This window comes from Kosakonia oryzendophytica (assembly GCF_027886705.1).
Taxonomy (GTDB): domain Bacteria; phylum Pseudomonadota; class Gammaproteobacteria; order Enterobacterales; family Enterobacteriaceae; genus Kosakonia; species Kosakonia oryzendophytica.
The window spans coordinates 5054562-5076387 of record NZ_CP115659.1; the positions used below are offsets into that span (position 1 = coordinate 5054562).

The following is a 21826-nucleotide window of genomic DNA, read 5'->3' on the forward strand; positions in this document are numbered from 1 at the left end:
GTATAGAATTGCGGCGGAATCTAGCAGAAAGCAAGCAAAGAAAAAAGGCGACAGTGCAAACTGTCGCCTTTTTTCTTGACCCTTAACCCATAATGGGTTCTACATTCCGTGTGCGCTATCAACCAGCCCTGTTTTTCCGTTAGCGTCGAACATTCCCTGTTGGGGTTCCTTTTTCCTTGTAAACGTCTCCAGACGTTTTGTCCTGTCTTCGCCTCCTGGCGCTCCTGACCCCTCACTCCTTGAGTCATCCTTCCTTCTATAGCCTCCTGGCCTGCGAGTTACTTTACCCTTCTGAGCGAAACTAACAAGCAGTTAGATGCCTCGATCCGATAAATTAGGAAAATTCTTTAAAACCAACTCGTTGATTTAACATAGTTTACCGGTTTCGGTTGCCTGCAACTTCTCTGAAAGTTCGCATAGCAGGAATAGCCAATTTCTTACAACGTTTGAGACAAGGACTCACAAATGAGTTTCTGACGAGAAAAACAGCCTTTTGCGGTAGTTCAGGTATAATCGCCGCATGCTTTCTGATGGAGACGACCATTTTGACTAACTGGAATTACCAACAGACGCACTTTGTTACCAGTGCGCCTGATATTCGCCACTTACCCGCCGACACCGGCATCGAAGTGGCTTTTGCTGGCCGCTCCAACGCAGGAAAATCGAGTGCGCTTAACACGCTGACAAACCAGAGAAACCTGGCTCGCACGTCAAAGACGCCTGGCCGTACGCAGCTTATCAACCTGTTTGAGGTCGCCGATGGGAAACGCCTGGTCGACCTGCCGGGGTATGGCTATGCAGAAGTGCCGGAAGAGATGAAAATCAAATGGCAGCGCGCACTCGGAGAGTATCTGGAAAAACGCCAGTGCTTGCAGGGTCTGGTGGTGTTAATGGATATTCGCCATCCGTTAAAAGATCTTGATCAGCAGATGATCCAGTGGGCCGTAGATAGCAATCTCCAGGTGCTGGTGCTGCTCACTAAAGCGGACAAACTTGCCAGCGGCGCGCGCAAAGCGCAGCTCAATATGGTGCGTGAAGCAGTGCTCGCTTTCCAGGGAGACGTTCAGGTTGAAGCGTTCTCTTCACTGAAAAAACAGGGTGTGGATAAATTGCGTGAAAAGCTGGATACCTGGTTTAGCTCGCTGCCGCCGGTTGAAGAAAGCAACGAGTAATTCCTTCCATCCACGCGGCCCCCGCCGCGTTTTTGCTTTATTTTGCACAATAAAAAACGCCCCAGTCATTACTGACTGGGGCGGCTAAATATTCAGCCAAATCCGATTACGTGAAGTAAAAGGTCTGAAAGATAGAACATCTTACCTCTGTACCCTACGCGAATAACTCTACTCCCTTTTTGGATCCGGAAAAAGCATTTTTTGTAATTTCTTTTCAATATTTACATAGGGAATTCTAATGATCATCACAAAACCCCCGGTCATTTGTTGCTTACTTACAAAAAAGAAGCTTATCCACCGCGGACTTAGTGCGCTTGATCCCAGTTTTGGCCACTCCCGACTTCCACCAGCAACGGCACGTCAAGCGTGGTACTGCTCTCCATTAGTTCATGGATCTTTTTCGACACCGCTTCAAGATCGTCTTTGTGCACCTCAAACACCAGTTCATCGTGAACCTGCATGATCATACGAACGCGCGGTTTTTCACTTTGCAGCCATGCGTCTACCGCGATCATCGCGCGTTTAATAATGTCCGCCGCCGTACCCTGCATCGGCGCGTTGATTGCCGCGCGTTCCGCACCAGCACGCCTTGCCGCATTGCTGGATTTGATGTCCGGCAAGTACAGACGACGCCCTTCGAGGGTTTCAACATAACCGCGAGCTTTCGCCTGCGCACGCGTGCGTTCCATATAGTCCAGCACACCCGGATAGCGCTCAAAGTAGAGATCCATATACTTTTGCGACTCTTTGCGCGGGATATTGAGCTGACGTGATAACCCAAACGCGCTCATTCCGTAGATCAGACCAAAGTTAATGGCCTTGGCGCTACGACGCTGCTCATTACTGACGCTTTCGAGTGGCAGACCAAACACTTCCGCTGCCGTCGCGCGGTGAATATCTTTCCCTTCGGCAAATGCCGATAGCAGGCCCTTATCGCGCGACAGGTGAGCCATAATGCGCAGTTCAATTTGCGAGTAGTCCGCAGAGACAATTACATGATCCTTCGGCGCAATAAACGCCTGGCGAATGCGGCGGCCCTCATCGTTACGCACCGGAATATTTTGCAGGTTCGGATCGGTTGAGGAGAGACGCCCTGTCGCCGTTACCGCCTGATGATACGACGTATGTACGCGCCCGGTTTTCGGGTTAATCATCTGCGGTAATTTGTCGGTGTAAGTTGATTTGAGTTTCGCCAACCCACGGTACTCCAGGATCACTTTCGGCAGCGGGTAGTCAAGCGCCAGCTCTTCCAGCACCTCTTCTGACGTAGACGGTGCGCCGCCCGGCGTTTTCTTCAGCGGTTTAATACCCTGTTTTTCAAAAAGAATAGTTTGTAATTGCTTCGTGGACGAGAGATTAAAAGACTCTTCGGCAATCTCATGGGCCTTTTTCTCCAACTCCGCCAGACGCAGGGTCAACTCTTCCGAGTGCTTATGCAATACGGCAGGATCGATATTTACCCCGTTGCGTTCAATGCGGGAAATCACTGGCACCAGCGGCATTTCGATGTTCTGAAACACGTTAAGTGGTCCAGCGTTTTTTTGCAGTTCCGGCCACATCTTCAGATGCAGTTGCAAGGTAACGTCAGCATCTTCCGCTGCATAGCGACCTGCCTGTTCCAGATCGATCTGGTTAAAGGTCAGTTGATTTTTACCCTTGCCGGCAATCTCTTCAAAGGTGATGGTTTTGTGTTTCAGCCAGCGTTCAGAAAGACTGTCCATATCATGGCGACCCGCCACGCTATCCAGTGTGTAGGACTCCAGCATGGTATCAAACACAATACCGCGCAGTTCAATACCGTAATTTTGCAGAACGCCACGATCGTATTTCAGGTTCTGGCCGACTTTAACGGCTTTTTCATCTTCCAGGAGTGGCTTGAGCAGCTCCAGCGCACGTTCACGGGAAATTTGATCCGGCGCATCCAGATAGTCATGCGCCACCGGCACATACGCCGCAACACCAGGTTCAGTGGCAAAAGAGAGCCCAACCAGGTTGGCGCTGATATTGTCCAGGCTATCGGTTTCGGTATCAAAGGCAAACAGTGGCGCGCTTTTCAGCTTTGCAATCCATTGTTGCAATGTCTCTTCATCAAGGATAGTGACGTACTTATCCGCAGAGAGCGTCGCTGCCGGGATATCCGCATCGGCGTCTACGGTAATGGTTTCCTGAGGTTTCGTTGCCGGTTTCGCCCCTTTTGCCTGCAACCACTTACCGGCTTCAACATCGGTAATCCAGCGTTTGAATTCATACTGTTTGAACAACCCAAGCAGCTCTTCCGCCACGGGCTGCTGCACTTCAAGTTGTTCGCAAGTCAGCTCCAACTCAACATCGGTTTTAATCGTTGCCAACTGATAAGAGAGGTAAGCCACCTCTTTACTCTGCTCCAGCTTCGCCGCCATGGTTTTCGCCCCGCGGAAAGTCAGGCCAGCGATTTTATCCGCCTGCTCATACAACGTATCTAAGCCGCCAAGCCCCTGCAGCAGCGCTTGTGCGGTTTTCTCACCAACGCCAGGTACACCCGGGATGTTGTCCGAAGAGTCGCCCATCAATGCGAGGAAATCGATAATCAGTTCCGGTGGAACACCGTATTTGGTGACTACTTCATCTGGTCCAAGAATAGTGTTGGTCATGGTATTGATAAGAGTGATATTTGGCGTGACCAGCTGCGCCATATCTTTATCACCCGTGCTGATCAGCACCGGGCGACCCATTTTTTCTGCTTCACGGGCCAGCGTACCGATCACATCGTCCGCTTCTACGCCGGACACCGCCAACAGCGGCAATCCCATCGCTTTGACCATGGCGTGAAGGGGTTCAATTTGCGCACGCAGATCATCCGGCATTGGCGGACGATGCGATTTGTAATGTTCAAACAGTTCGTCACGAAAGGTTTTTCCCTTCGCATCAAACACCACTGCGGCATGTGTCGGCTGGTACTGCAAAATCAGGCTACGCAGCATATTCAGTACGCCATACATCGCCCCTGTAGGTTCGCCCGCGCTGTTAGTCAGGGGGGGGAACGCATGATAAGCGCGATAGAGGTAAGACGAACCGTCAACAAGGATAAGGGGATTTTCTGGGATCTGAACCATGATGTCCGTGCCTGTTTATCAATTTATGGTCCAAGGATGCCACAGACCGGGGGAAACATGAATTTTTCACGGTAATTGGCGGCAAAGATTTCGCGATCGTCGGGATCGCTCGCATATTCAACCTGTGGATAAGTTTGTGTATAGTTTCTTTCAGGCTGGACTTTTGTGTCTTAACTAAGATCGCAGGATTATACAAAACCTTTTATTTCATATAATTAAAACAGTAAAAAGGATCCTTATGGCTTTATGATGACAATTTAAGCTATGTGGATATAAGAAAAGCTGATTTGTTTTTCCCGTGCCAGCATAACCAGGTATTACCAGCAAGGTTTAAGCATTCCTGTCCTCTGTTTTCTGATAAAATCCCGCATTGCGCTTTTCTCTGGTGCACCTTCAGCAGCTAACTTTCTGAATAATTTAACTATGTCGAGATTGCTTGCAGTATTCACTCTAACGTTGAGTGTCCTGCTCACCATATTGGTTACTGTTGTTTGCTCCGTGCCGATCATTATTGCCGGCATGCTCAAACTATTACTGCCGGTTCCGGCGCTTTGGCGTGCAATCTCAGCCTTCTGCAATTTTATGATGTACTGCTGGTGCGAAGGGCTTTCCTGGCTGTTGTACCTTAATCCGCACTTGAAGTGGGATGTCGAAGGACTGGAAAGCCTGAATAAAAAGAATTGGTATTTGCTGATCTGCAATCATCATAGCTGGGCGGATATCGTGGTGTTATGCGTGCTGTTTCGCAAACATATCCCGATGAATAAGTACTTTCTCAAGCAACAGCTTGCATGGGTTCCGTTTATCGGCCTTGCCTGCTGGGCGCTGGATATGCCATTTATGCGCCGCTACTCCAGGGGGTATTTGATCCGCCATCCTGAACGCCGAGGCAAAGATGTGGAAACCACACGACGTTCCTGTGAGAAGTTTCGCCATCACCCCACCACGATAGTCAATTTTGTTGAAGGCTCGCGTTTTACCGAACAAAAACGCAACGAAACGCGTTCCCCTTATAAAAACCTGCTGCCGCCAAAAGCCGCAGGTATCGCCATGGCGTTAAATGTGCTGGGGACGCAATTCGATAAGCTGCTAGACGTCACGTTATGTTACCCGGAAAACGATAAGACTCCTTTCCAGGATATGCTTAGCGGTAAACTGACTCGCATTGTTGTACGCATTAACCTGCTCCCGGTAAATGAAGAACTACACGGGGACTACGTCAGTGATAAGAATTTTAAGCGTGGTTTTCAGCAGTGGCTGAATAAACTATGGGCAGATAAAGACGAACGTATTGACGCGATAAAGACACAATACAAAAACGCCGGTCAGTGACCGGCGTTTTCTTTTACTTCTTCTCGACCAGGAATTTCACCGTGTCGGCATAATCTTTCACGAAGGCATCCAGGCTACTGCCATCCATGCCTTGCTGATTAATCTGGTATTTGCCATTCACAAACATGGCCGGAACCCCTTGCAATTGCAGATCGGCAGCCGCTTTTTCCTGTTGAGCAACCAGTGATTTCACCACAAAGCTGTTCCAGGCGGCATCATACTCTTCCCCCTTCACACCCGCAGCGATAAAGACGTCACGGATATCGGCAACAGACTGAACGGTCTGGGTTTTCTGCACCGCTTCAAACATTGGCGCAGTGATCTTATCTTCCACGCCCAACGCCATCGCTACCGCCCACGCTTGCGTCATCTCTTTACCCAGCGGGCCAAGAAACTCTACGTGATACTTGGTCATTTTGGTGCCTTCCGGCAGTTTTTGCTTAACCGCATCGGCAATATGCCATACACGTTCAAAATCGTAGCAGTGCGGGCAGTAAAATGAAAAGAACTCAAGTACCTGCGGCTCGCCAGCCACGGGTTTATCCAGAGTAATGAACTGCTTGCCATCGGTGATCTGCGCTGCAGAGGCGCTAAATGCCAGAATCATTCCTGCCAGCGCCAGCCAAATCTTCTTCATGGTTAACTCTCTCCGTTTAATACATGGGTGTTAATGCTAAAGGGGGTTCCTGCAGAACTTTTACCTGCTCAAGGAAACTCACTGTCTGCCTGCGCCAGTGATCTTCACTGTTCAGCCAGGGGAAATTTTTGGGGAATGCCGGATCGTCCCAACGACGGATAAGCCACGCAATATAGTAGACCATCCGCATGGCGCGCAGCGGCTCAATAAGGCCTAACTCGGCATGATTAAACTCGCTGAATTCCTCATAAGCTTCAACGATCATCTCAAGCTGCATACGCTGCTCAGCTTTATCGCCATGCAGCAACATCCACAGATCCTGAATCGCAGGACCGTTGCGGGCATCGTCAAGATCGACAAACATCGGTCCGTCGCGCCAGAGAATATTCCCGGCATGACAGTCACCGTGCAGGCGCAGCAGATTAAAGCGGTTGTGCCATTGCGCCATGACAGCATCAATAAGCTTATCTACCGCAGACAGGAACTCACTTTTTAAACCCGCCGGGATTAGCGCTGTTGTTTCAAAGAGCTGGCGAGGTTCTAATAAATACTCTTTTACTCCAATGTCCGGTCGATGGGCGAAGCGTTTTTTGCTGCCGGTTTGATGCAGACGCCCCAGATACCGCCCCACCCACTCCATCTGATCAAGATTATCAGCCTCGAACTGGCGGCCGCCAACGCTTGGGAAAATCGCAAAAAAGAAGCCGTTATGGGTTAACAAGGTCTGGTTGTTAAAAGCAAGCGGCGCGGCAACGGGAACGTCATCACGCTGTAAATCCAGAGCAAACTCGTGCTCTTCAAGGATTTGCTCTGCTGACCAGCGTTCGGGACGATAAAACTTCACCACATAACGGCGGCGATCTTCATCCTGAAACTGGTAGACACGGTTTTCGTAGCTGTTGAGCGGAGTAAGACCGGAGTCCACCCGGATCCCCTGCTCAAACAGCGCATCCATGATGGTATCCGGGTGTAGTGTCTGGAAAGTAAAAGCGTTACAGGTCATCCTGTCATCCGAAAATACAACGAATGATTCAGGATATCATTTTGCAACGTTTTCGGTGGCGCCGCTTACAAGCTTTTACTCTTTAATCACGCCGCGGGCGCGCAGCAGAGCGGTTTTGAAATCTTCTTCATAATCTTTTTGAATACCAGGGATCACCGCGTCTTTCGATGAATCGCGCATTTTCAGGTGATAGATCAGAATGTCGTCACTTAAATCAGCCAGTTCGCCGTCATAACCTGATTCTTTCGCCAGTTTCTGCAAGAATTGCAGTAAATTCAGTTCCGGCTCTTTCTGCCATGCAGGCTGGAGAAGTTCGATAACTTCGTTCAGGCGTTTACATTTCATGGTCGTGCTCCTTACTCTTGGTACAGACACGTTAGCAGGGTCAATCCCACAATAAAAGAGGCGATAACTGTGACGGACAGCAGCGCAGTAACCGGCGTGGTACTGGCGGGAGGAAAGGCCTCACGCATGGGGGGAAAAGATAAAGGCTTGCTGGAGCTGAACGGCAAGCCTTTATGGCAACATGTCGCGCAGAGACTGAGACCGCAGGTTGAACACGTGGTGATCAGCGCCAACCGCAACCTTGATATCTATCGCGCGAGTGGTCTGACTGTGGTGCCTGACAGTCTGAATGATTTTCCTGGCCCGCTGGCAGGAATACTTTCGGTAATGCAGAAAATAGACAGCGAGTGGTTTCTGTTTTGTCCTTGCGATACGCCCTATGTACCAGAGAATCTTCTCGCCCGGTTGCAGGTTCAACGTCAACAGGCCCCTGCGGTGTGGGTGCATGATGGCGAGCGAGATCATCCGGCTATCGCTCTGATTAACAGGCGCATTCTGCCAGCGTTACAAGACTACCTGGCGCGTGGAGAACGCAGAGTAATGGTGTTTATGCGTGAATCAGGCGGACACCCTGTAGATTTTAGCGATGCGAAAATCGCATTTGCCAATGTAAATACGCCAGACGATCTTGCTCACTGGCAGGAGAATTCATGATCCCTTTACTCGCGATTGCAGCCTGGAGCGGTACAGGTAAAACAACCCTTCTAAAAAAACTGATCCCGGCACTTTGTGCACATGGAATCCGACCGGGTTTAATCAAACATACCCATCACGATATGGATGTCGATAAGCCAGGAAAAGACAGTTATGAATTGCGTAAGGCTGGCGCGGCGCAAACGCTGGTGGCAAGTTCTCAGCGCTGGGCTTTGATGACAGAAACACCGGATGATTCTGAACTGGACCTGGCGTATCTGGTCAGTCGGATGGATACATCAACACTGGATGTGGTTTTGGTGGAAGGGTTTAAGCATGAAGCGGTAGCAAAGCTCCTGCTTTGGCGGCAAAACTGTGGACACAGTCTGCAAGAACTCATATTGGATGAACATGTTATCGCTGTGGTCAGCGATGAATCATTGGAAATCAACGTTCCGGTGCTGGATCTGAACAATCTTGAACAGATTGTCGACTTTATTTTGCGCTGGTTGCGCTCTACCGGCTAGTTTCCCGATTTTTTCGCAAGGGATAAAAGCAAAAAACCCCGACCTTACGGTCAGGGTTTTTCTTGTTTGATGCCTGGCAGTTCCCTACTCTCGCATGGGGAGACCCCACACTACCATCGGCGCTACGGCGTTTCACTTCTGAGTTCGGCATGGGGTCAGGTGGGACCACCGCGCTAGTGCCGCCAGGCAAATTCTGTCATCAACACACCTTCCGGTCTGTCAATATAATCTGTATCAGGCTGATTATTGTCTCTCTTCCGCCAAAACATCTTCGGCGTTGTAAGGTTAAGCCTCACGGTTCATTAGTACCGGTTAGCTCAACGCATCGCTGCGCTTACACACCCGGCCTATCAACGTCGTCGTCTTCAACGTTCCTTCAGGAGACTCAAAGTCTCAGGGAGAACTCATCTCGGGGCAAGTTTCGTGCTTAGATGCTTTCAGCACTTATCTCTTCCGCATTTAGCTACCGGGCAGTGCCATTGGCATGACAACCCGAACACCAGTGATGCGTCCACTCCGGTCCTCTCGTACTAGGAGCAGCCCCCCTCAATTCTCCAGCGCCCACGGCAGATAGGGACCGAACTGTCTCACGACGTTCTAAACCCAGCTCGCGTACCACTTTAAATGGCGAACAGCCATACCCTTGGGACCTACTTCAGCCCCAGGATGTGATGAGCCGACATCGAGGTGCCAAACACCGCCGTCGATATGAACTCTTGGGCGGTATCAGCCTGTTATCCCCGGAGTACCTTTTATCCGTTGAGCGATGGCCCTTCCATTCAGAACCACCGGATCACTATGACCTGCTTTCGCACCTGCTCGCGCCGTCACGCTCGCAGTCAAGCCAGCTTATGCCATTGCACTAACCTCCTGATGTCCGACCAGGATTAGCTGACCTTCGTGCTCCTCCGTTACGCTTTAGGAGGAGACCGCCCCAGTCAAACTACCCACCAGACACTGTCCGCAACCCGGTTCACGGGTCCACGTTAGAACATCAAACATTAAAGGGTGGTATTTCAAGGTTGGCTCCACGCAGACTGGCGTCCACGCTTCAAAGCCTCCCACCTATCCTACACATCAAGGCTCAATGTTCAGTGTCAAGCTATAGTAAAGGTTCACGGGGTCTTTCCGTCTTGCCGCGGGTACACTGCATCTTCACAGCGAGTTCAATTTCACTGAGTCTCGGGTGGAGACAGCCTGGCCATCATTACGCCATTCGTGCAGGTCGGAACTTACCCGACAAGGAATTTCGCTACCTTAGGACCGTTATAGTTACGGCCGCCGTTTACCGGGGCTTCGATCAAGAGCTTCTCCTTACGGATAACCCCATCAATTAACCTTCCGGCACCGGGCAGGCGTCACACCGTATACGTCCACTTTCGTGTTTGCACAGTGCTGTGTTTTTAATAAACAGTTGCAGCCAGCTGGTATCTTCGACTGATTTCAGCTCCACGGGTAAACCGCTTCACCTACATATCAGCGTGCCTTCTCCCGAAGTTACGGCACCATTTTGCCTAGTTCCTTCACCCGAGTTCTCTCAAGCGCCTTGGTATTCTCTACCTGACCACCTGTGTCGGTTTGGGGTACGATTTCGTGTTACCTGGAGCTTAGAGGCTTTTCCTGGAAGCAGGGCATTTGTCACTTCAGCACCGTAGTGCCTCGTCATCACGCCTCAGTGTTAAAGTGAACCGGATTTACCTGGAACACACACCTGCACGCTTAAACCGGGACAACCGTCGCCCGGATGACATAGCCTTCTCCGTCCCCCCTTCGCAGTAACACCAAGTACAGGAATATTAACCTGTTTCCCATCGACTACGCCTTTCGGCCTCGCCTTAGGGGTCGACTCACCCTGCCCCGATTAACGTTGGACAGGAACCCTTGGTCTTCCGGCGAGCGGGCTTTTCACCCGCTTTATCGTTACTTATGTCAGCATTCGCACTTCTGATACCTCCAGCATGCCTCACAGCACACCTTCGCAGGCTTACAGAACGCTCCCCTACCCAACAACACATTCGTGTCGCTGCCGCAGCTTCGGTGCATGGTTTAGCCCCGTTACATCTTCCGCGCAGGCCGACTCGACCAGTGAGCTATTACGCTTTCTTTAAATGATGGCTGCTTCTAAGCCAACATCCTGGCTGTCTGGGCCTTCCCACATCGTTTCCCACTTAACCATGACTTTGGGACCTTAGCTGGCGGTCTGGGTTGTTTCCCTCTTCACGACGGACGTTAGCACCCGCCGTGTGTCTCCCGTGATAACATTCTCCGGTATTCGCAGTTTGCATCGGGTTGGTAAGCCGGGATGGCCCCCTAGCCGAAACAGTGCTCTACCCCCGGAGATGAATTCACGAGGCGCTACCTAAATAGCTTTCGGGGAGAACCAGCTATCTCCCGGTTTGATTGGCCTTTCACCCCCAGCCACAAGTCATCCGCTAATTTTTCAACATTAGTCGGTTCGGTCCTCCAGTTAGTGTTACCCAACCTTCAACCTGCCCATGGCTAGATCACCGGGTTTCGGGTCTATACCCTGCAACTTAACGCCCAGTTAAGACTCGGTTTCCCTTCGGCTCCCCTATTCGGTTAACCTTGCTACAGAATATAAGTCGCTGACCCATTATACAAAAGGTACGCAGTCACACCCCAGAGGGTGCTCCCACTGCTTGTACGTACACGGTTTCAGGTTCTTTTTCACTCCCCTCGCCGGGGTTCTTTTCGCCTTTCCCTCACGGTACTGGTTCACTATCGGTCAGTCAGGAGTATTTAGCCTTGGAGGATGGTCCCCCCATATTCAGACAGGATACCACGTGTCCCGCCCTACTCATCGAGCTCACAACCTGTGCGTTTTTGTGTACGGGGCTGTCACCCTGTATCGCGCGACTTTCCAGACGCTTCCACTAACACACAAGCTGATTCTGGCTCTGGGCTCCTCCCCGTTCGCTCGCCGCTACTGGGGGAATCTCGGTTGATTTCTTTTCCTCGGGGTACTTAGATGTTTCAGTTCCCCCGGTTCGCCTCATTAACCTATGGATTCAGTTAATGATAGTGTGACGAATCACACTGGGTTTCCCCATTCGGACATCGCCGGCTATAACGGTTCATATCACCTTACCGGCGCTTTTCGCAGATTAGCACGTCCTTCATCGCCTCTGACTGCCAGGGCATCCACCGTGTACGCTTGGTCGCTTAACCTCACAACCCGAAGATGTTTCGTGAAACATCCTCAGTTGCGAAAATTTGAGAGACTCGCAGAACAGTTCACACTGTTCTGTGTTTCAATTTTCAGCTTGATCCAGATTTTTAAAGAGCAAATATCTCAAACATGACTCGTGAGTCAGTTTTGAGATACGGTGGCCGGTGACTTTCACTCACAAACCAGCAAGTGGCGTCCCCTAGGGGATTCGAACCCCTGTTACCGCCGTGAAAGGGCGGTGTCCTGGGCCTCTAGACGAAGGGGACACTGAAGTCTCAATCGCAAGACGCCTTGCTTCTTTCTTTTCATCAGACAATCTGTGTGAGCACTGCAAAGGCAGGTTCTTTAAGGTAAGGAGGTGATCCAACCGCAGGTTCCCCTACGGTTACCTTGTTACGACTTCACCCCAGTCATGAATCACAAAGTGGTAAGCGCCCTCCCGAAGGTTAAGCTACCTACTTCTTTTGCAACCCACTCCCATGGTGTGACGGGCGGTGTGTACAAGGCCCGGGAACGTATTCACCGTGGCATTCTGATCCACGATTACTAGCGATTCCGACTTCATGGAGTCGAGTTGCAGACTCCAATCCGGACTACGACGCACTTTATGAGGTCCGCTTGCTCTCGCGAGGTCGCTTCTCTTTGTATGCGCCATTGTAGCACGTGTGTAGCCCTGGTCGTAAGGGCCATGATGACTTGACGTCATCCCCACCTTCCTCCAGTTTATCACTGGCAGTCTCCTTTGAGTTCCCGGCCGGACCGCTGGCAACAAAGGATAAGGGTTGCGCTCGTTGCGGGACTTAACCCAACATTTCACAACACGAGCTGACGACAGCCATGCAGCACCTGTCTCACAGTTCCCGAAGGCACCAAGGCATCTCTGCCAAGTTCTGTGGATGTCAAGACCAGGTAAGGTTCTTCGCGTTGCATCGAATTAAACCACATGCTCCACCGCTTGTGCGGGCCCCCGTCAATTCATTTGAGTTTTAACCTTGCGGCCGTACTCCCCAGGCGGTCGATTTAACGCGTTAGCTCCGGAAGCCACGCCTCAAGGGCACAACCTCCAAATCGACATCGTTTACAGCGTGGACTACCAGGGTATCTAATCCTGTTTGCTCCCCACGCTTTCGCACCTGAGCGTCAGTCTTCGTCCAGGAGGCCGCCTTCGCCACCGGTATTCCTCCAGATCTCTACGCATTTCACCGCTACACCTGGAATTCTACCTCCCTCTACGAGACTCCAGCCTGCCAGTTTCGAATGCAGTTCCCAGGTTGAGCCCGGGGATTTCACATCCGACTTGACAGACCGCCTGCGTGCGCTTTACGCCCAGTAATTCCGATTAACGCTTGCACCCTCCGTATTACCGCGGCTGCTGGCACGGAGTTAGCCGGTGCTTCTTCTGCGGGTAACGTCAATTGCTGTGGTTATTAACCACAACACCTTCCTCCCCGCTGAAAGTACTTTACAACCCGAAGGCCTTCTTCATACACGCGGCATGGCTGCATCAGGCTTGCGCCCATTGTGCAATATTCCCCACTGCTGCCTCCCGTAGGAGTCTGGACCGTGTCTCAGTTCCAGTGTGGCTGGTCATCCTCTCAGACCAGCTAGGGATCGTCGCCTAGGTGAGCCGTTACCCCACCTACTAGCTAATCCCATCTGGGCACATCTGATGGCAAGAGGCCCGAAGGTCCCCCTCTTTGGTCTTGCGACGTTATGCGGTATTAGCTACCGTTTCCAGTAGTTATCCCCCTCCATCAGGCAGTTTCCCAGACATTACTCACCCGTCCGCCACTCGTCACCCGAGAGCAAGCTCTCTGTGCTACCGTTCGACTTGCATGTGTTAGGCCTGCCGCCAGCGTTCAATCTGAGCCATGATCAAACTCTTCAATTTAAAAGTTTGATGCTCATCGAATTAAACTTCGTAATGAATTACGTGTTCACTCGTGAGACTTGGTATTCATTTAGCGTCCGTGGACGTCAAGAATCCATGTCACTTTGAGTGCCCACACAGATTGTCTGATAAATTGTTAAAGAGCAGTGCCGCTGTGTTTTCGCTGCGGCGCGGGGTGTGCATATTACGCTTTCCCGCTGCGAAGTCAACTGAATATTTTCAGATTTCTTCACCTGACAGGCCGGTGTGTTTGCCGTTGTGCCGTGTCAGTGGTGGCGCATTATAGGGAGTTAATTCCGGCTGACAACCCCTAATTTAAAAAAAGTTATCAACCGCGTTTTTTTTCAACAAAGCGCGGCAAAAAGCGGCATGAATTGCTGATTTCGCTGTTTTTACCACCACTGACATATATCGAATGGCATACTAACAGGTGATAACGAGATAAAAGGAAGTGAGAAAATGTCTTTAAACGCACAACAACTTGCCGCACAGAAAAACATCTCATGGGTGCTGGCGGAGAAACTGGCGCGACAAATCCTGAAAGGCAAATATGCGCCAGGCGTTATTCTGCCTGGAGAGATGGAGCTGGGTGAGCAGTTTGGTGTAAGCCGCACCGCCATCAGGGAAGCAGTAAAGACATTAACAGCAAAAGGAATGGTTTTACCCCGTCCGCGTATTGGCACCCGTGTCATGCCACGCGGTAACTGGAACTTTCTGGATAAAGAATTATTGTCCTGGTGGATGAGCGAGGAGAACGTTGAAACCGTTATCCAACACTTTCTGGTAATGCGTAGCAGCCTGGAACCTCAGGCGTGCCTGTTGGCGGCAACTCTGGGCAGCGCGGAACAAAAAGCGCATCTCAATACATTAATGGAAGAGATGGTGATTCTGAAAAAGGATTTTAACCGCGAACGCTGGATAGATGTGGATATGGCCTGGCATGAACATATTTACGCCATGAGTGAAAACCCCTTCCTTATATCGTTCTCCACGCTCTTTCATTCTATTTATCACACCTACTTTACTTCTATAACGCAAAACGAAGTGGTCAAGCTCGACCTTCATCAGGCGATTGTGAATGCCATCCAGGAAAGCGACGGTGAAAGCGCATTCCGGGCATGCCAGATATTACTGACCACGCCTTATGCCCCTACGGCGAAATAACGGGATATTGCATGACAGAGAAGAAAGCACGCAGTATGGCTGGTCTGCCGTGGATTGCGGCAATGGCTTTTTTTATGCAGGCGCTGGACGCCACCATTCTCAACACTGCTTTACCGGCCATCGCGCACAGCCTTGATCGTTCCCCTTTAGCCATGCAATCAGCCATTATTAGTTACACACTGACCGTGGCGATGCTCATCCCGATGAGCGGCTGGCTGGCAGACCGCTTCGGTACGCGGCGGATATTTATGCTAGCCGTGAGTCTGTTTACGCTAGGCTCTCTGGCTTGCGCGCTCTCCAACTCGCTCGCCATGCTGGTAATCTTTCGTGTGATTCAGGGCATCGGCGGAGCAATGATGATGCCGGTAGCCCGTCTGGCGCTGTTGCGCGCTTATCCGCGCAGTGAATTATTGCCAGTGCTTAACTTTGTCACTATGCCAGGCCTGGTCGGGCCGATTCTGGGCCCGGTGATGGGTGGCATTCTGGTGACGTGGGCAAGCTGGCACTGGATCTTTCTGATTAATATCCCCATTGGCCTTGCCGGACTGTTTTACGCACGCAAATATATGCCCAATTTCACCACCCCGCGACGTAGCTTCGACATGGGTGGTTTTTTCCTGTTTGGCTTAAGCCTCGTGCTCTTCTCAAGTGGGATGGAACTGTTTGGCGAAAAACTGGTTGCCACCTGGATTGCGCTCGCCATCATCCTGAGTGGTATTTTGTTACTGCTGGCCTATATCCGCCACGCTAAACGCCACCCGACCCCACTGATTTCACTGAATCTGTTTAGGACACATACTTTTTCCGTCGGCATTGCGGGCAATATTGCATCACGCTTGGGAACCGGCTGTGTTCCTTTTCTGATGCCGCTGATGTTGCAGGTTGGTTTTGGTTATCCGGCGCTGATCGCCGGTTGTATGATGGCCCCTACCGCTCTGGGGTCGATTCTGGCGAAATCCATCGTCACGCAAATACTGCGCAGTCTGGGTTATCGCAAGACACTGGTTGGCATCACGCTTTTTATTGGTTTGATGATTGCACAGTTCTCGCTCCAGTCGCCGTCAATGGCAGTATGGATGCTGATTTTGCCGCTGTTCGTACTGGGAATGGCGATGTCCACGCAGTTCACAGCCATGAACACCATTACGCTGGCGGATTTAACGGATGACAACGCCAGCAGCGGCAATAGCGTGCTGGCGGTAACACAGCAACTGTCGATAAGCCTGGGCGTGGCAGTCAGTGCAGCGGTACTGCGTTTTTATGAAGGGTTTGATAGCGCCAATACAGTGGAACAGTTTCACTATACGTTTATTACGATGGGGGCGATTACACTGGTTTCCGCACTGGTATTTATGCTGCTGAAAGCGAAAGATGGGCGCAACCTGATAAAAGAGCGGAACAGGAAATCAGGCGGAACCGCGCGTCATTAAGATCGGCGTCAGCTGCAACCGTTGCTGTTGCAGATCAGGTTCTGCCATTCGGTGAATCAGTACATCAATCGCCAGCTCGCCCAGTTCATCTTTTGGCTGATGGATAGTGGTGAGCGGCGGCGTCATATAACGCGCCAGCTCAATATCATCATAACCCACGATAGCCATATCCTCCGGGATCTTCAGCCCCGCTTGATACAGCGCCTGATAAGCCCCTACGGCCATTGCATCATTCCCGATAAACACTGCCTGCGGACGCTCGTTCATCGCCAGTAACGACTTCATCGCGTCAAACCCGCCGCCGAACTCAAAATCACTTTCAATTTCATCGCCTTCGCGAATGGTCAGACCGGCACGAATCATCGCTTCGCGATACCCTTCGAGACGCAAACGCGCCGGTGTTTTATCCAGCGGCCCGGTAATGCAGGCAATACGCGTATAGCCTTTATCAATCAGATACTGCGTCGCCATATCGCCGCCAAACAAGGAGTTATCCTGAATCAGATCGCTGTCGCCATCGAACGGCGCCCAGTCCATCATAACGGTGGGTATAGAAGGATAACGGCGCATGATCTCTTGCGAAGGCTGATGCGTTTCGGTACACAGCAAAAGTAACCCATCAACACGCTTTTGCATCAGCGTCTCCAGGTTACGATTCATCCGCTGCTCATCGCCTTCGGTGTTACACAGCACCAGGCTATAGCCACGCTCAAAACAGCTACGTTCAACGCCGCGCACCAGTTCTGAATAAAAGGGATTCGTACTGGCGGTAATCAGCATGCCGATAGTGCGGGTCTGATTGATCTTCAGACTGCGCGCAAGGGCGGAGGGCGCGTAGTTCAGCGTTTTGATCGCCGCGTCCACCTTTTCACGAATCGCATCACTGACAAAGCGATCGTTATTGATAACGTGGGAAACCGTAGAGGTGGAAACGCCCGCCAGGCGGGCAACATCCTTCATCGTGGCCACGCGTTACCCCTGCTGATGTAGAAAATCATCAATCTCGTTGCGCCAGGGCACAGACGGTTGCGCGCCTTTACGCGTAACGGCAATGGCTGCCGCTGCATGAGCAAAACGAATCGCCTCATCCAGCGGTTTAGCTTCCAGCAATGCGGTTAACAGCGCGCCATTAAACGTATCGCCTGCGGCAATGGTATCGACGGCTTTCACTTTGAAACCGGGTACACGCTTGCCTTCACCTTTCACGCTGGCCCACACGCCGCGGCTACCCAGCGTAATAATAACGGTATTGATACCTTTACCGTGCAACACTTGCGCGGCGCGAGCGGCATCGTCATCACTGGAAACATTAATCCCCGTGAGTTTTTCCGCTTCAGTTTCATTAGGCGTAATGATGTCCACCAGCGCCAGCAACTCATCAGAGAGCTCACGTGCCGGTGCCGGGTTCAGTGCGACGAGCGTGCCATTCTGATGAGCAATACGGGCCGCAGCCAGCACGCTCTCTACCGGGGATTCCAACTGCATCAGCAGTGCAGAAGCATCCGCAATAAGCGTGCGTTGTGCATCGACTCTTTCTACGGAGAGCGCCGCATTCGCTCCCGCATGAATACCGATAACATTCTCACCTTCGCCATTAACGAAAATCAGCGCCACGCCGGTAGATTCACCAGCAACAACACTTACCGGAGCAACATCAATGTTGTCGCTTTCCAGCTGCTTACGTACCCGCGTACCGGTGTCATCATCACCAGTACAGGCAATAAACGCGATATCCGCACCGCTGCGTCCGGCGGCGACAGCCTGGTTTGCGCCTTTGCCGCCGAAAGCGACCTGATAGTGACTACCGGTGACGGTTTCGCCCGGCGTAGGGAAGGATTCAAGGTTAAGAATGTGATCGGCATTAATACTACCAAGGACGACGAGTTTGCCTGCGGTTTTCATGATGAACGAGTCCGTAAAGTGCGCCACCGGTGACGGTGGCGCGTGCCATGCTTTTCTTTTTTTTACGTTGTCCCACAAGCCGCAGCGTGTTGCTACGGCCAGAACGCCATATTACTGCTTGATGACCAGTTTCAGGTCAACCGGGTTTTTCGCGTAAACTTTTTCGCCTTTCAGAACCTTATCAGCGGTATCAACACCTTTCGCGCCAATCTGTTCTGGCAGCTGGGCGATAGTCGCTGACAATTTGCCATCATTTACCGCTTTCACACCGTCTGGTGTACCGTCAAAACCTACGACCATAACGTCGGATTTACCGGCAGTTTGCAGCGCACGCAGCGCGCCCAACGCCATTTCATCGTTCTGTGCGAACACAGCCTGCACGTCCGGATGCGCGGTCAGCAGGTTCTGCATGACGTTCAGACCTTTAGTACGATCAAAGTCTGCCGGCTGGCTGGCCAGCACGTTGAATTTATGCGCAGCTACCGCCTGCTGGAAACCTTCACCACGCTCACGTGCTGCAGAGGTACCGGCAATACCCGCCAGTTCGATGACTTTTGCGCCTTCGCCAGCTTTCTTGGCGATATAGTCACCGGCGATTTTGCCGCCCAGTACGTTATCGGAAGCAATATGGCTGACCACTTCACCACTGGAGGCCACACGGTCAAGGGTGATCACCGGGATTTTCGCCTGGTTAGCCATCTTCACGGCGTTACCCACCGCGTCGGAATCTGTTGGGTTGATCAGCAGCAGTTTGGTGCCACGTACGGTCAAATCCTGAACGTTAGCCAGCTCTTTAGCCGGGTTGTTCTGCGAGTCCAGAACCACCAGGTCATAACCCAGTTTGTCCGCTTCTTTCTGCGCACCATCCTTCAGCGAAACGAAGAACGGGTTGTTCAGCGTAGAAATAACCAGAGCAATAGAGTCTTTTGCCATCGCATTCGCACTTACGGTGGCGCTCAGTGCAACAGCAGAAACCAGAGTGGCCAGTTTTTTCATGTTCATTTTCATGAGTCCTGTTGTGTAGGTAATTACTGCTTTTTGTTGTCTACCAGTACCGCGAGCAGAATCACCACTGCTTTAACGATCATCTGGTAATAGGAGGAAACACTCAGCAAATTCAATCCATTATTGAGGAAGCCAAGGATCAGTGCGCCAATTAACGTCCCGACGATACGACCCTTACCGCCTGCAAGACTGGTCCCACCCAAAACAACCGCGGCGATAGCATCCAGCTCATAACCTGCTCCCGCAGTAGGTTGCGCCGAGGAAAGACGCGCCACTTCAATAATGCCCGCCAGAGAGGCCAACAGGCCGCACAGCGAGTAAACGATAACTTTGACTTTATCTACGCTGATACCGGACAAACGCGTAGCGGCTTCGTTACCGCCTAAGGCATAGATATAACGACCCAGGCGGGTGTGATGCAACAGATACCATGCGGCAATAAAGACTATCGCCATGAGCCAGACCGGCGTAGGGATGCCGAAAGGACGACCAATACCGAACCAGCCAAACACATCGGCATTATCCGTAAAGCCGGTGTTGATCGGGCTACCGTTGGTATAAACCAGCGTCACACCGCGCAACAGCAGCATCATCACCAGCGTGGCGATAAACGCCTGAACACGACCTTTAGCGACAATGGCACCGGTCAGCGCGCCCACGGCAGCGCCAAGCGCCAGCGCACCAGCAACAGCCACCAGTGCATTCACTTCCATGCCCACCAGCGAAGCCGCGACAGCACCGGTTAGTGCCAACAGAGACCCCACGGACAGGTCGATTCCCGATGTCAGGATCACCAGCGTCATCCCGACGGCCATAATGGCGTTAACCGACGTCTGCTGCAGGATGTTCAACAGGTTGTTGACGGTAAAAAAGTTCGGGCTCATGGTCGAAACGATCGCAATCAGCACCAGCAGGGCAATTAACGATTTTTGTTCCATCAACCATGCTTTGGTGAAATAACGGCGACCAGAAACAGCCTGGGTAGTCATCTTTTTTACTCCTGATTCACACGATTAAGCTTGCCCACAGCGGCAGCCATCAATACTTCCTGAGTGGCCTGCTCGCGCGTGAATTCACCGCCGAGACGCCCTTCATGCATCACCATAATGCGATCGCTCATTCCCAGAACTTCCGGCATCTCCGAAGAGACAAGAATGATGCTCAGGCCATCGGCCTTAAACTGGTTAATTAACTGATAAATTTCTTTCTTCGCCCCGACGTCCACACCACGGGTCGGTTCGTCGAGGATCAACACTTTCGGGCGGGTCATCAGACCGCGTGCAATCGCCACTTTTTGCTGATTCCCGCCGGAGAGCAGCCCAATGGCCTGTTCCATCGAGGGCGTTTTCACATTAAACAGACGAATAAAATCATTTACCGCCTGCTGTTCATCTTTATGCTTCAGCGTGCCACCTGTGTGGCTGAAGTAGCGCAGCGCGGTGAGCGACATGTTCTCTTTAACCGACATGCCAAGCACCAGCCCGTCACGCTTACGATCTTCAGAGATATACACAATGCCGTTTGCCAGCCCATCCTGCGGACTGCGGGTGATCACTTCGTGCCCATCGAGTGTCACATAGCCGCTGGTGCGCGGCAGTGCGCCATACAGCACTTTCATCAGCTCAGTGCGACCGGCCCCCATCAGCCCGGCCACCCCAAGAATTTCACCTTTACGCAGGGTGAAGCTGACGTTGTCCACCCCCGGCCCACACAAACTATCGACGGTAAGACGTACTTCACCCGGCGCTTTATCCAGACGCGGGTACTGATCTTCCAGCTTACGGCCAACCATCATTTCGATCAGCGTATCTTCGGTCAGCGTTGCAACTTCGCGCTCGGCAATAAATTGCCCGTCACGGAAAACCGTCACGTCATCGCAAATCTCGAAGATCTCTTTCATTCGGTGGGAGATATAAACAATGCCACGCCCTTGCGCTTTCAGTTCGCGGATCACGCGAAACAGCGATTCGGTTTCGGTGTCGGTCAGGGCATCGGTCGGTTCATCCATAATGATGACCTGCGATTCGTAGCTCATCACTTTAGCGATTTCGACCATTTGCTGATCGCCGATGGATAGCTCGCCCACAAGACGGTTGCTCTTAAAGCGCAGATTCAGTTTCGCCAGCAGTTTGTCGGCGTCGGCAAACATCTTTTTCCAGTCGATTTTGCCAAAACGGTTCACAAACTCACGGCCAAGGAAAATGTTCTCGGCAATGGTCAACTGCGGGATCAGGTTCAGTTCCTGGTGAATGATACCAATGCCGGCTTCCTGGGAAGATTTAGGACCGGTGAAGGTGGTCTCTTTCCCCAGCCAAAGTAGCGAACCCGCATCTCGCGTGTAGATGCCGGTCAGTACTTTCATCATGGTGGATTTACCGGCGCCATTTTCCCCGACCAGCGCCATCACGCGGCCGGGGTAAACATTCAGCGCCGCTCCGGAGAGGGCTTTTACGCCGGGGAATGCTTTATCGATTCCCTTGAGTTGCAATAACGCGTCCATGAG

Annotated in this window: 16 protein-coding genes, 1 tRNA gene and 3 rRNA genes; 6 read left to right on the forward strand and 14 right to left on the reverse strand. The window is 51.7% G+C overall.

The genetic code is table 11. From position 1 onward, the window contains the following. The first annotated feature begins 545 nt into the window (after positions 1 to 545). Positions 546 to 1172: a ribosome biogenesis GTP-binding protein YihA/YsxC gene (yihA, locus tag O9K67_RS24305; protein WP_148654743.1), complete on the forward strand. Its 627-nt coding sequence runs from the start codon at positions 546 to 548 to the stop codon at positions 1170 to 1172. Between the two features lie 92 nt (positions 1173 to 1264). Here the strand turns inward: yihA and O9K67_RS24850 are convergent, their stop codons facing one another. Next, positions 1265 to 1312 (reverse strand): spot 42 RNA, inhibition of DNA synthesis, encoded by a 48-nt coding sequence (locus O9K67_RS24850; RefSeq protein WP_071892919.1) that lies wholly within the window; start codon positions 1310 to 1312, stop codon positions 1265 to 1267. A 165-nt stretch (positions 1313 to 1477) separates the two neighbouring features. Continuing rightward, positions 1478 to 4264, reverse strand: a complete 2787-nt coding sequence (gene polA / locus O9K67_RS24310; protein WP_061499529.1) for a DNA polymerase I — start codon at positions 4262 to 4264, stop codon at positions 1478 to 1480. Between the two features lie 423 nt (positions 4265 to 4687). Between polA and O9K67_RS24315 the strand changes: the two genes are divergently transcribed. Next, the gene (locus tag O9K67_RS24315) at positions 4688 to 5596 is read left to right on the forward strand and encodes an acyltransferase (RefSeq protein WP_061499532.1); all 909 of its coding nucleotides are present in this window, start codon (positions 4688 to 4690) and stop codon (positions 5594 to 5596) included. Positions 5597 to 5609: 13 nt separating this feature from the next. Here the strand turns inward: O9K67_RS24315 and dsbA are convergent, their stop codons facing one another. From dsbA to O9K67_RS24330, 3 genes are all read right to left on the reverse strand, one after another. Then, positions 5610 to 6233, reverse strand: a complete 624-nt coding sequence (gene dsbA, locus O9K67_RS24320; protein ID WP_061499535.1) for a thiol:disulfide interchange protein DsbA — start codon at positions 6231 to 6233, stop codon at positions 5610 to 5612. Between the two features lie 16 nt (positions 6234 to 6249). Further along, positions 6250 to 7236 carry a serine/threonine protein kinase gene (locus O9K67_RS24325; protein WP_061499538.1) on the reverse strand — a complete coding sequence of 329 codons (987 nt, stop codon included), beginning with the start codon at positions 7234 to 7236 and terminating at the stop codon, positions 6250 to 6252. Between the two features lie 75 nt (positions 7237 to 7311). Further along, positions 7312 to 7581, reverse strand: coding sequence for a YihD family protein (locus tag O9K67_RS24330; RefSeq protein WP_061499540.1), 270 nt, complete (start codon positions 7579 to 7581; stop codon positions 7312 to 7314). Positions 7582 to 7707: 126 nt separating this feature from the next. Here O9K67_RS24330 and mobA point away from each other — a divergent pair, with 126 nt between their 5' ends. Both mobA and mobB read left to right on the forward strand, forming a co-directional pair. Beyond that, the gene (gene mobA / locus O9K67_RS24335) at positions 7708 to 8235 is read left to right on the forward strand and encodes a molybdenum cofactor guanylyltransferase MobA (protein ID WP_061500264.1); all 528 of its coding nucleotides are present in this window, start codon (positions 7708 to 7710) and stop codon (positions 8233 to 8235) included. Next, positions 8232 to 8741: a molybdopterin-guanine dinucleotide biosynthesis protein MobB gene (gene mobB / locus O9K67_RS24340; RefSeq protein WP_061499543.1), complete on the forward strand. Its 510-nt coding sequence runs from the start codon at positions 8232 to 8234 to the stop codon at positions 8739 to 8741. The genes mobA and mobB overlap by 4 nt, the downstream gene beginning before the upstream one ends. Before the next feature lie 71 nt (positions 8742 to 8812). On the opposite strand, the gene rrf is transcribed toward mobB, so the two are convergent. The 4 genes from rrf to O9K67_RS24360 form a co-directional block, all read right to left on the reverse strand. Further along, a 5S ribosomal RNA gene (rrf, locus tag O9K67_RS24345) occupies positions 8813 to 8928 on the reverse strand. 94 nt (positions 8929 to 9022) lie between these two features. Further along, a 23S ribosomal RNA gene (locus tag O9K67_RS24350) occupies positions 9023 to 11930 on the reverse strand. 191 nt (positions 11931 to 12121) lie between these two features. Next, positions 12122 to 12197 (reverse strand) — tRNA-Glu (locus O9K67_RS24355). 85 nt (positions 12198 to 12282) lie between these two features. After that, positions 12283 to 13822: ribosomal RNA gene (locus O9K67_RS24360) — 16S ribosomal RNA — on the reverse strand. The 16S, 23S and 5S rRNA genes sit together here with 1 tRNA gene alongside, the layout of an rRNA operon. 459 nt (positions 13823 to 14281) lie before the next feature. Between O9K67_RS24360 and O9K67_RS24365 the strand changes: the two genes are divergently transcribed. Beyond that, on the forward strand, positions 14282 to 14986 hold the full coding sequence (locus tag O9K67_RS24365) for a FadR/GntR family transcriptional regulator (protein ID WP_061499545.1): 705 nt from the start codon (positions 14282 to 14284) through the stop codon (positions 14984 to 14986). 11 nt (positions 14987 to 14997) lie between these two features. Further along, the gene (gene mdtD / locus O9K67_RS24370; RefSeq protein WP_061499548.1) at positions 14998 to 16416 is read left to right on the forward strand and encodes a multidrug transporter subunit MdtD; all 1419 of its coding nucleotides are present in this window, start codon (positions 14998 to 15000) and stop codon (positions 16414 to 16416) included. Here the strand turns inward: mdtD and rbsR are convergent. From rbsR to rbsA, 5 genes are all read right to left on the reverse strand, one after another. Beyond that, positions 16393 to 17376 carry a ribose operon transcriptional repressor RbsR gene (gene rbsR / locus O9K67_RS24375; protein ID WP_061500267.1) on the reverse strand — a complete coding sequence of 328 codons (984 nt, stop codon included), beginning with the start codon at positions 17374 to 17376 and terminating at the stop codon, positions 16393 to 16395. The genes mdtD and rbsR overlap by 24 nt on opposite strands. 12 nt (positions 17377 to 17388) lie before the next feature. Continuing rightward, positions 17389 to 18318: a ribokinase gene (gene rbsK, locus O9K67_RS24380; RefSeq protein WP_061499551.1), complete on the reverse strand. Its 930-nt coding sequence runs from the start codon at positions 18316 to 18318 to the stop codon at positions 17389 to 17391. 111 nt (positions 18319 to 18429) lie between these two features. Then, positions 18430 to 19320 (reverse strand): ribose ABC transporter substrate-binding protein RbsB, encoded by an 891-nt coding sequence (gene rbsB, locus O9K67_RS24385; protein WP_061499555.1) that lies wholly within the window; start codon positions 19318 to 19320, stop codon positions 18430 to 18432. Between the two features lie 26 nt (positions 19321 to 19346). Beyond that, the gene (gene rbsC, locus O9K67_RS24390) at positions 19347 to 20312 is read right to left on the reverse strand and encodes a ribose ABC transporter permease (protein WP_061499558.1); all 966 of its coding nucleotides are present in this window, start codon (positions 20310 to 20312) and stop codon (positions 19347 to 19349) included. Positions 20313 to 20317: 5 nt separating this feature from the next. After that, on the reverse strand, positions 20318 to 21823 hold the full coding sequence (gene rbsA / locus O9K67_RS24395) for a ribose ABC transporter ATP-binding protein RbsA (protein ID WP_061499560.1): 1506 nt from the start codon (positions 21821 to 21823) through the stop codon (positions 20318 to 20320). Positions 21824 to 21826 lie beyond the last annotated feature (3 nt).

Bases quoted from the DNA above. Each gene is read 5' to 3' on its own strand.
- O9K67_RS24315 (WP_061499532.1), top strand. From the start codon at position 4,688: ATGTCGAGATTGCTTGCAGTATTCACTCTAACGTTGAGTGTCCTGCTC.
- mobA (WP_061500264.1), top strand. From the start codon at position 7,708: ATGGGGGGAAAAGATAAAGGCTTGCTGGAGCTGAACGGCAAGCCTTTA.
- mobB (WP_061499543.1), top strand. From the start codon at position 8,232: ATGATCCCTTTACTCGCGATTGCAGCCTGGAGCGGTACAGGTAAAACA.
- rbsB (WP_061499555.1), bottom strand. From the start codon at position 19,320: ATGAACATGAAAAAACTGGCCACTCTGGTTTCTGCTGTTGCACTGAGC.
- O9K67_RS24330 (WP_061499540.1), bottom strand. From the start codon at position 7,581: ATGAAATGTAAACGCCTGAACGAAGTTATCGAACTTCTCCAGCCTGCA.
- O9K67_RS24325 (WP_061499538.1), bottom strand. From the start codon at position 7,236: ATGACCTGTAACGCTTTTACTTTCCAGACACTACACCCGGATACCATC.
- rbsC (WP_061499558.1), bottom strand. From the start codon at position 20,312: ATGACTACCCAGGCTGTTTCTGGTCGCCGTTATTTCACCAAAGCATGG.
- rbsR (WP_061500267.1), bottom strand. From the start codon at position 17,376: ATGAAGGATGTTGCCCGCCTGGCGGGCGTTTCCACCTCTACGGTTTCC.
- O9K67_RS24365 (WP_061499545.1), top strand. From the start codon at position 14,282: ATGTCTTTAAACGCACAACAACTTGCCGCACAGAAAAACATCTCATGG.
- rbsA (WP_061499560.1), bottom strand. From the start codon at position 21,823: ATGGACGCGTTATTGCAACTCAAGGGAATCGATAAAGCATTCCCCGGC.
- dsbA (WP_061499535.1), bottom strand. From the start codon at position 6,233: ATGAAGAAGATTTGGCTGGCGCTGGCAGGAATGATTCTGGCATTTAGC.
- polA (WP_061499529.1), bottom strand. From the start codon at position 4,264: ATGGTTCAGATCCCAGAAAATCCCCTTATCCTTGTTGACGGTTCGTCT.
- mdtD (WP_061499548.1), top strand. From the start codon at position 14,998: ATGACAGAGAAGAAAGCACGCAGTATGGCTGGTCTGCCGTGGATTGCG.
- rbsK (WP_061499551.1), bottom strand. From the start codon at position 18,318: ATGAAAACCGCAGGCAAACTCGTCGTCCTTGGTAGTATTAATGCCGAT.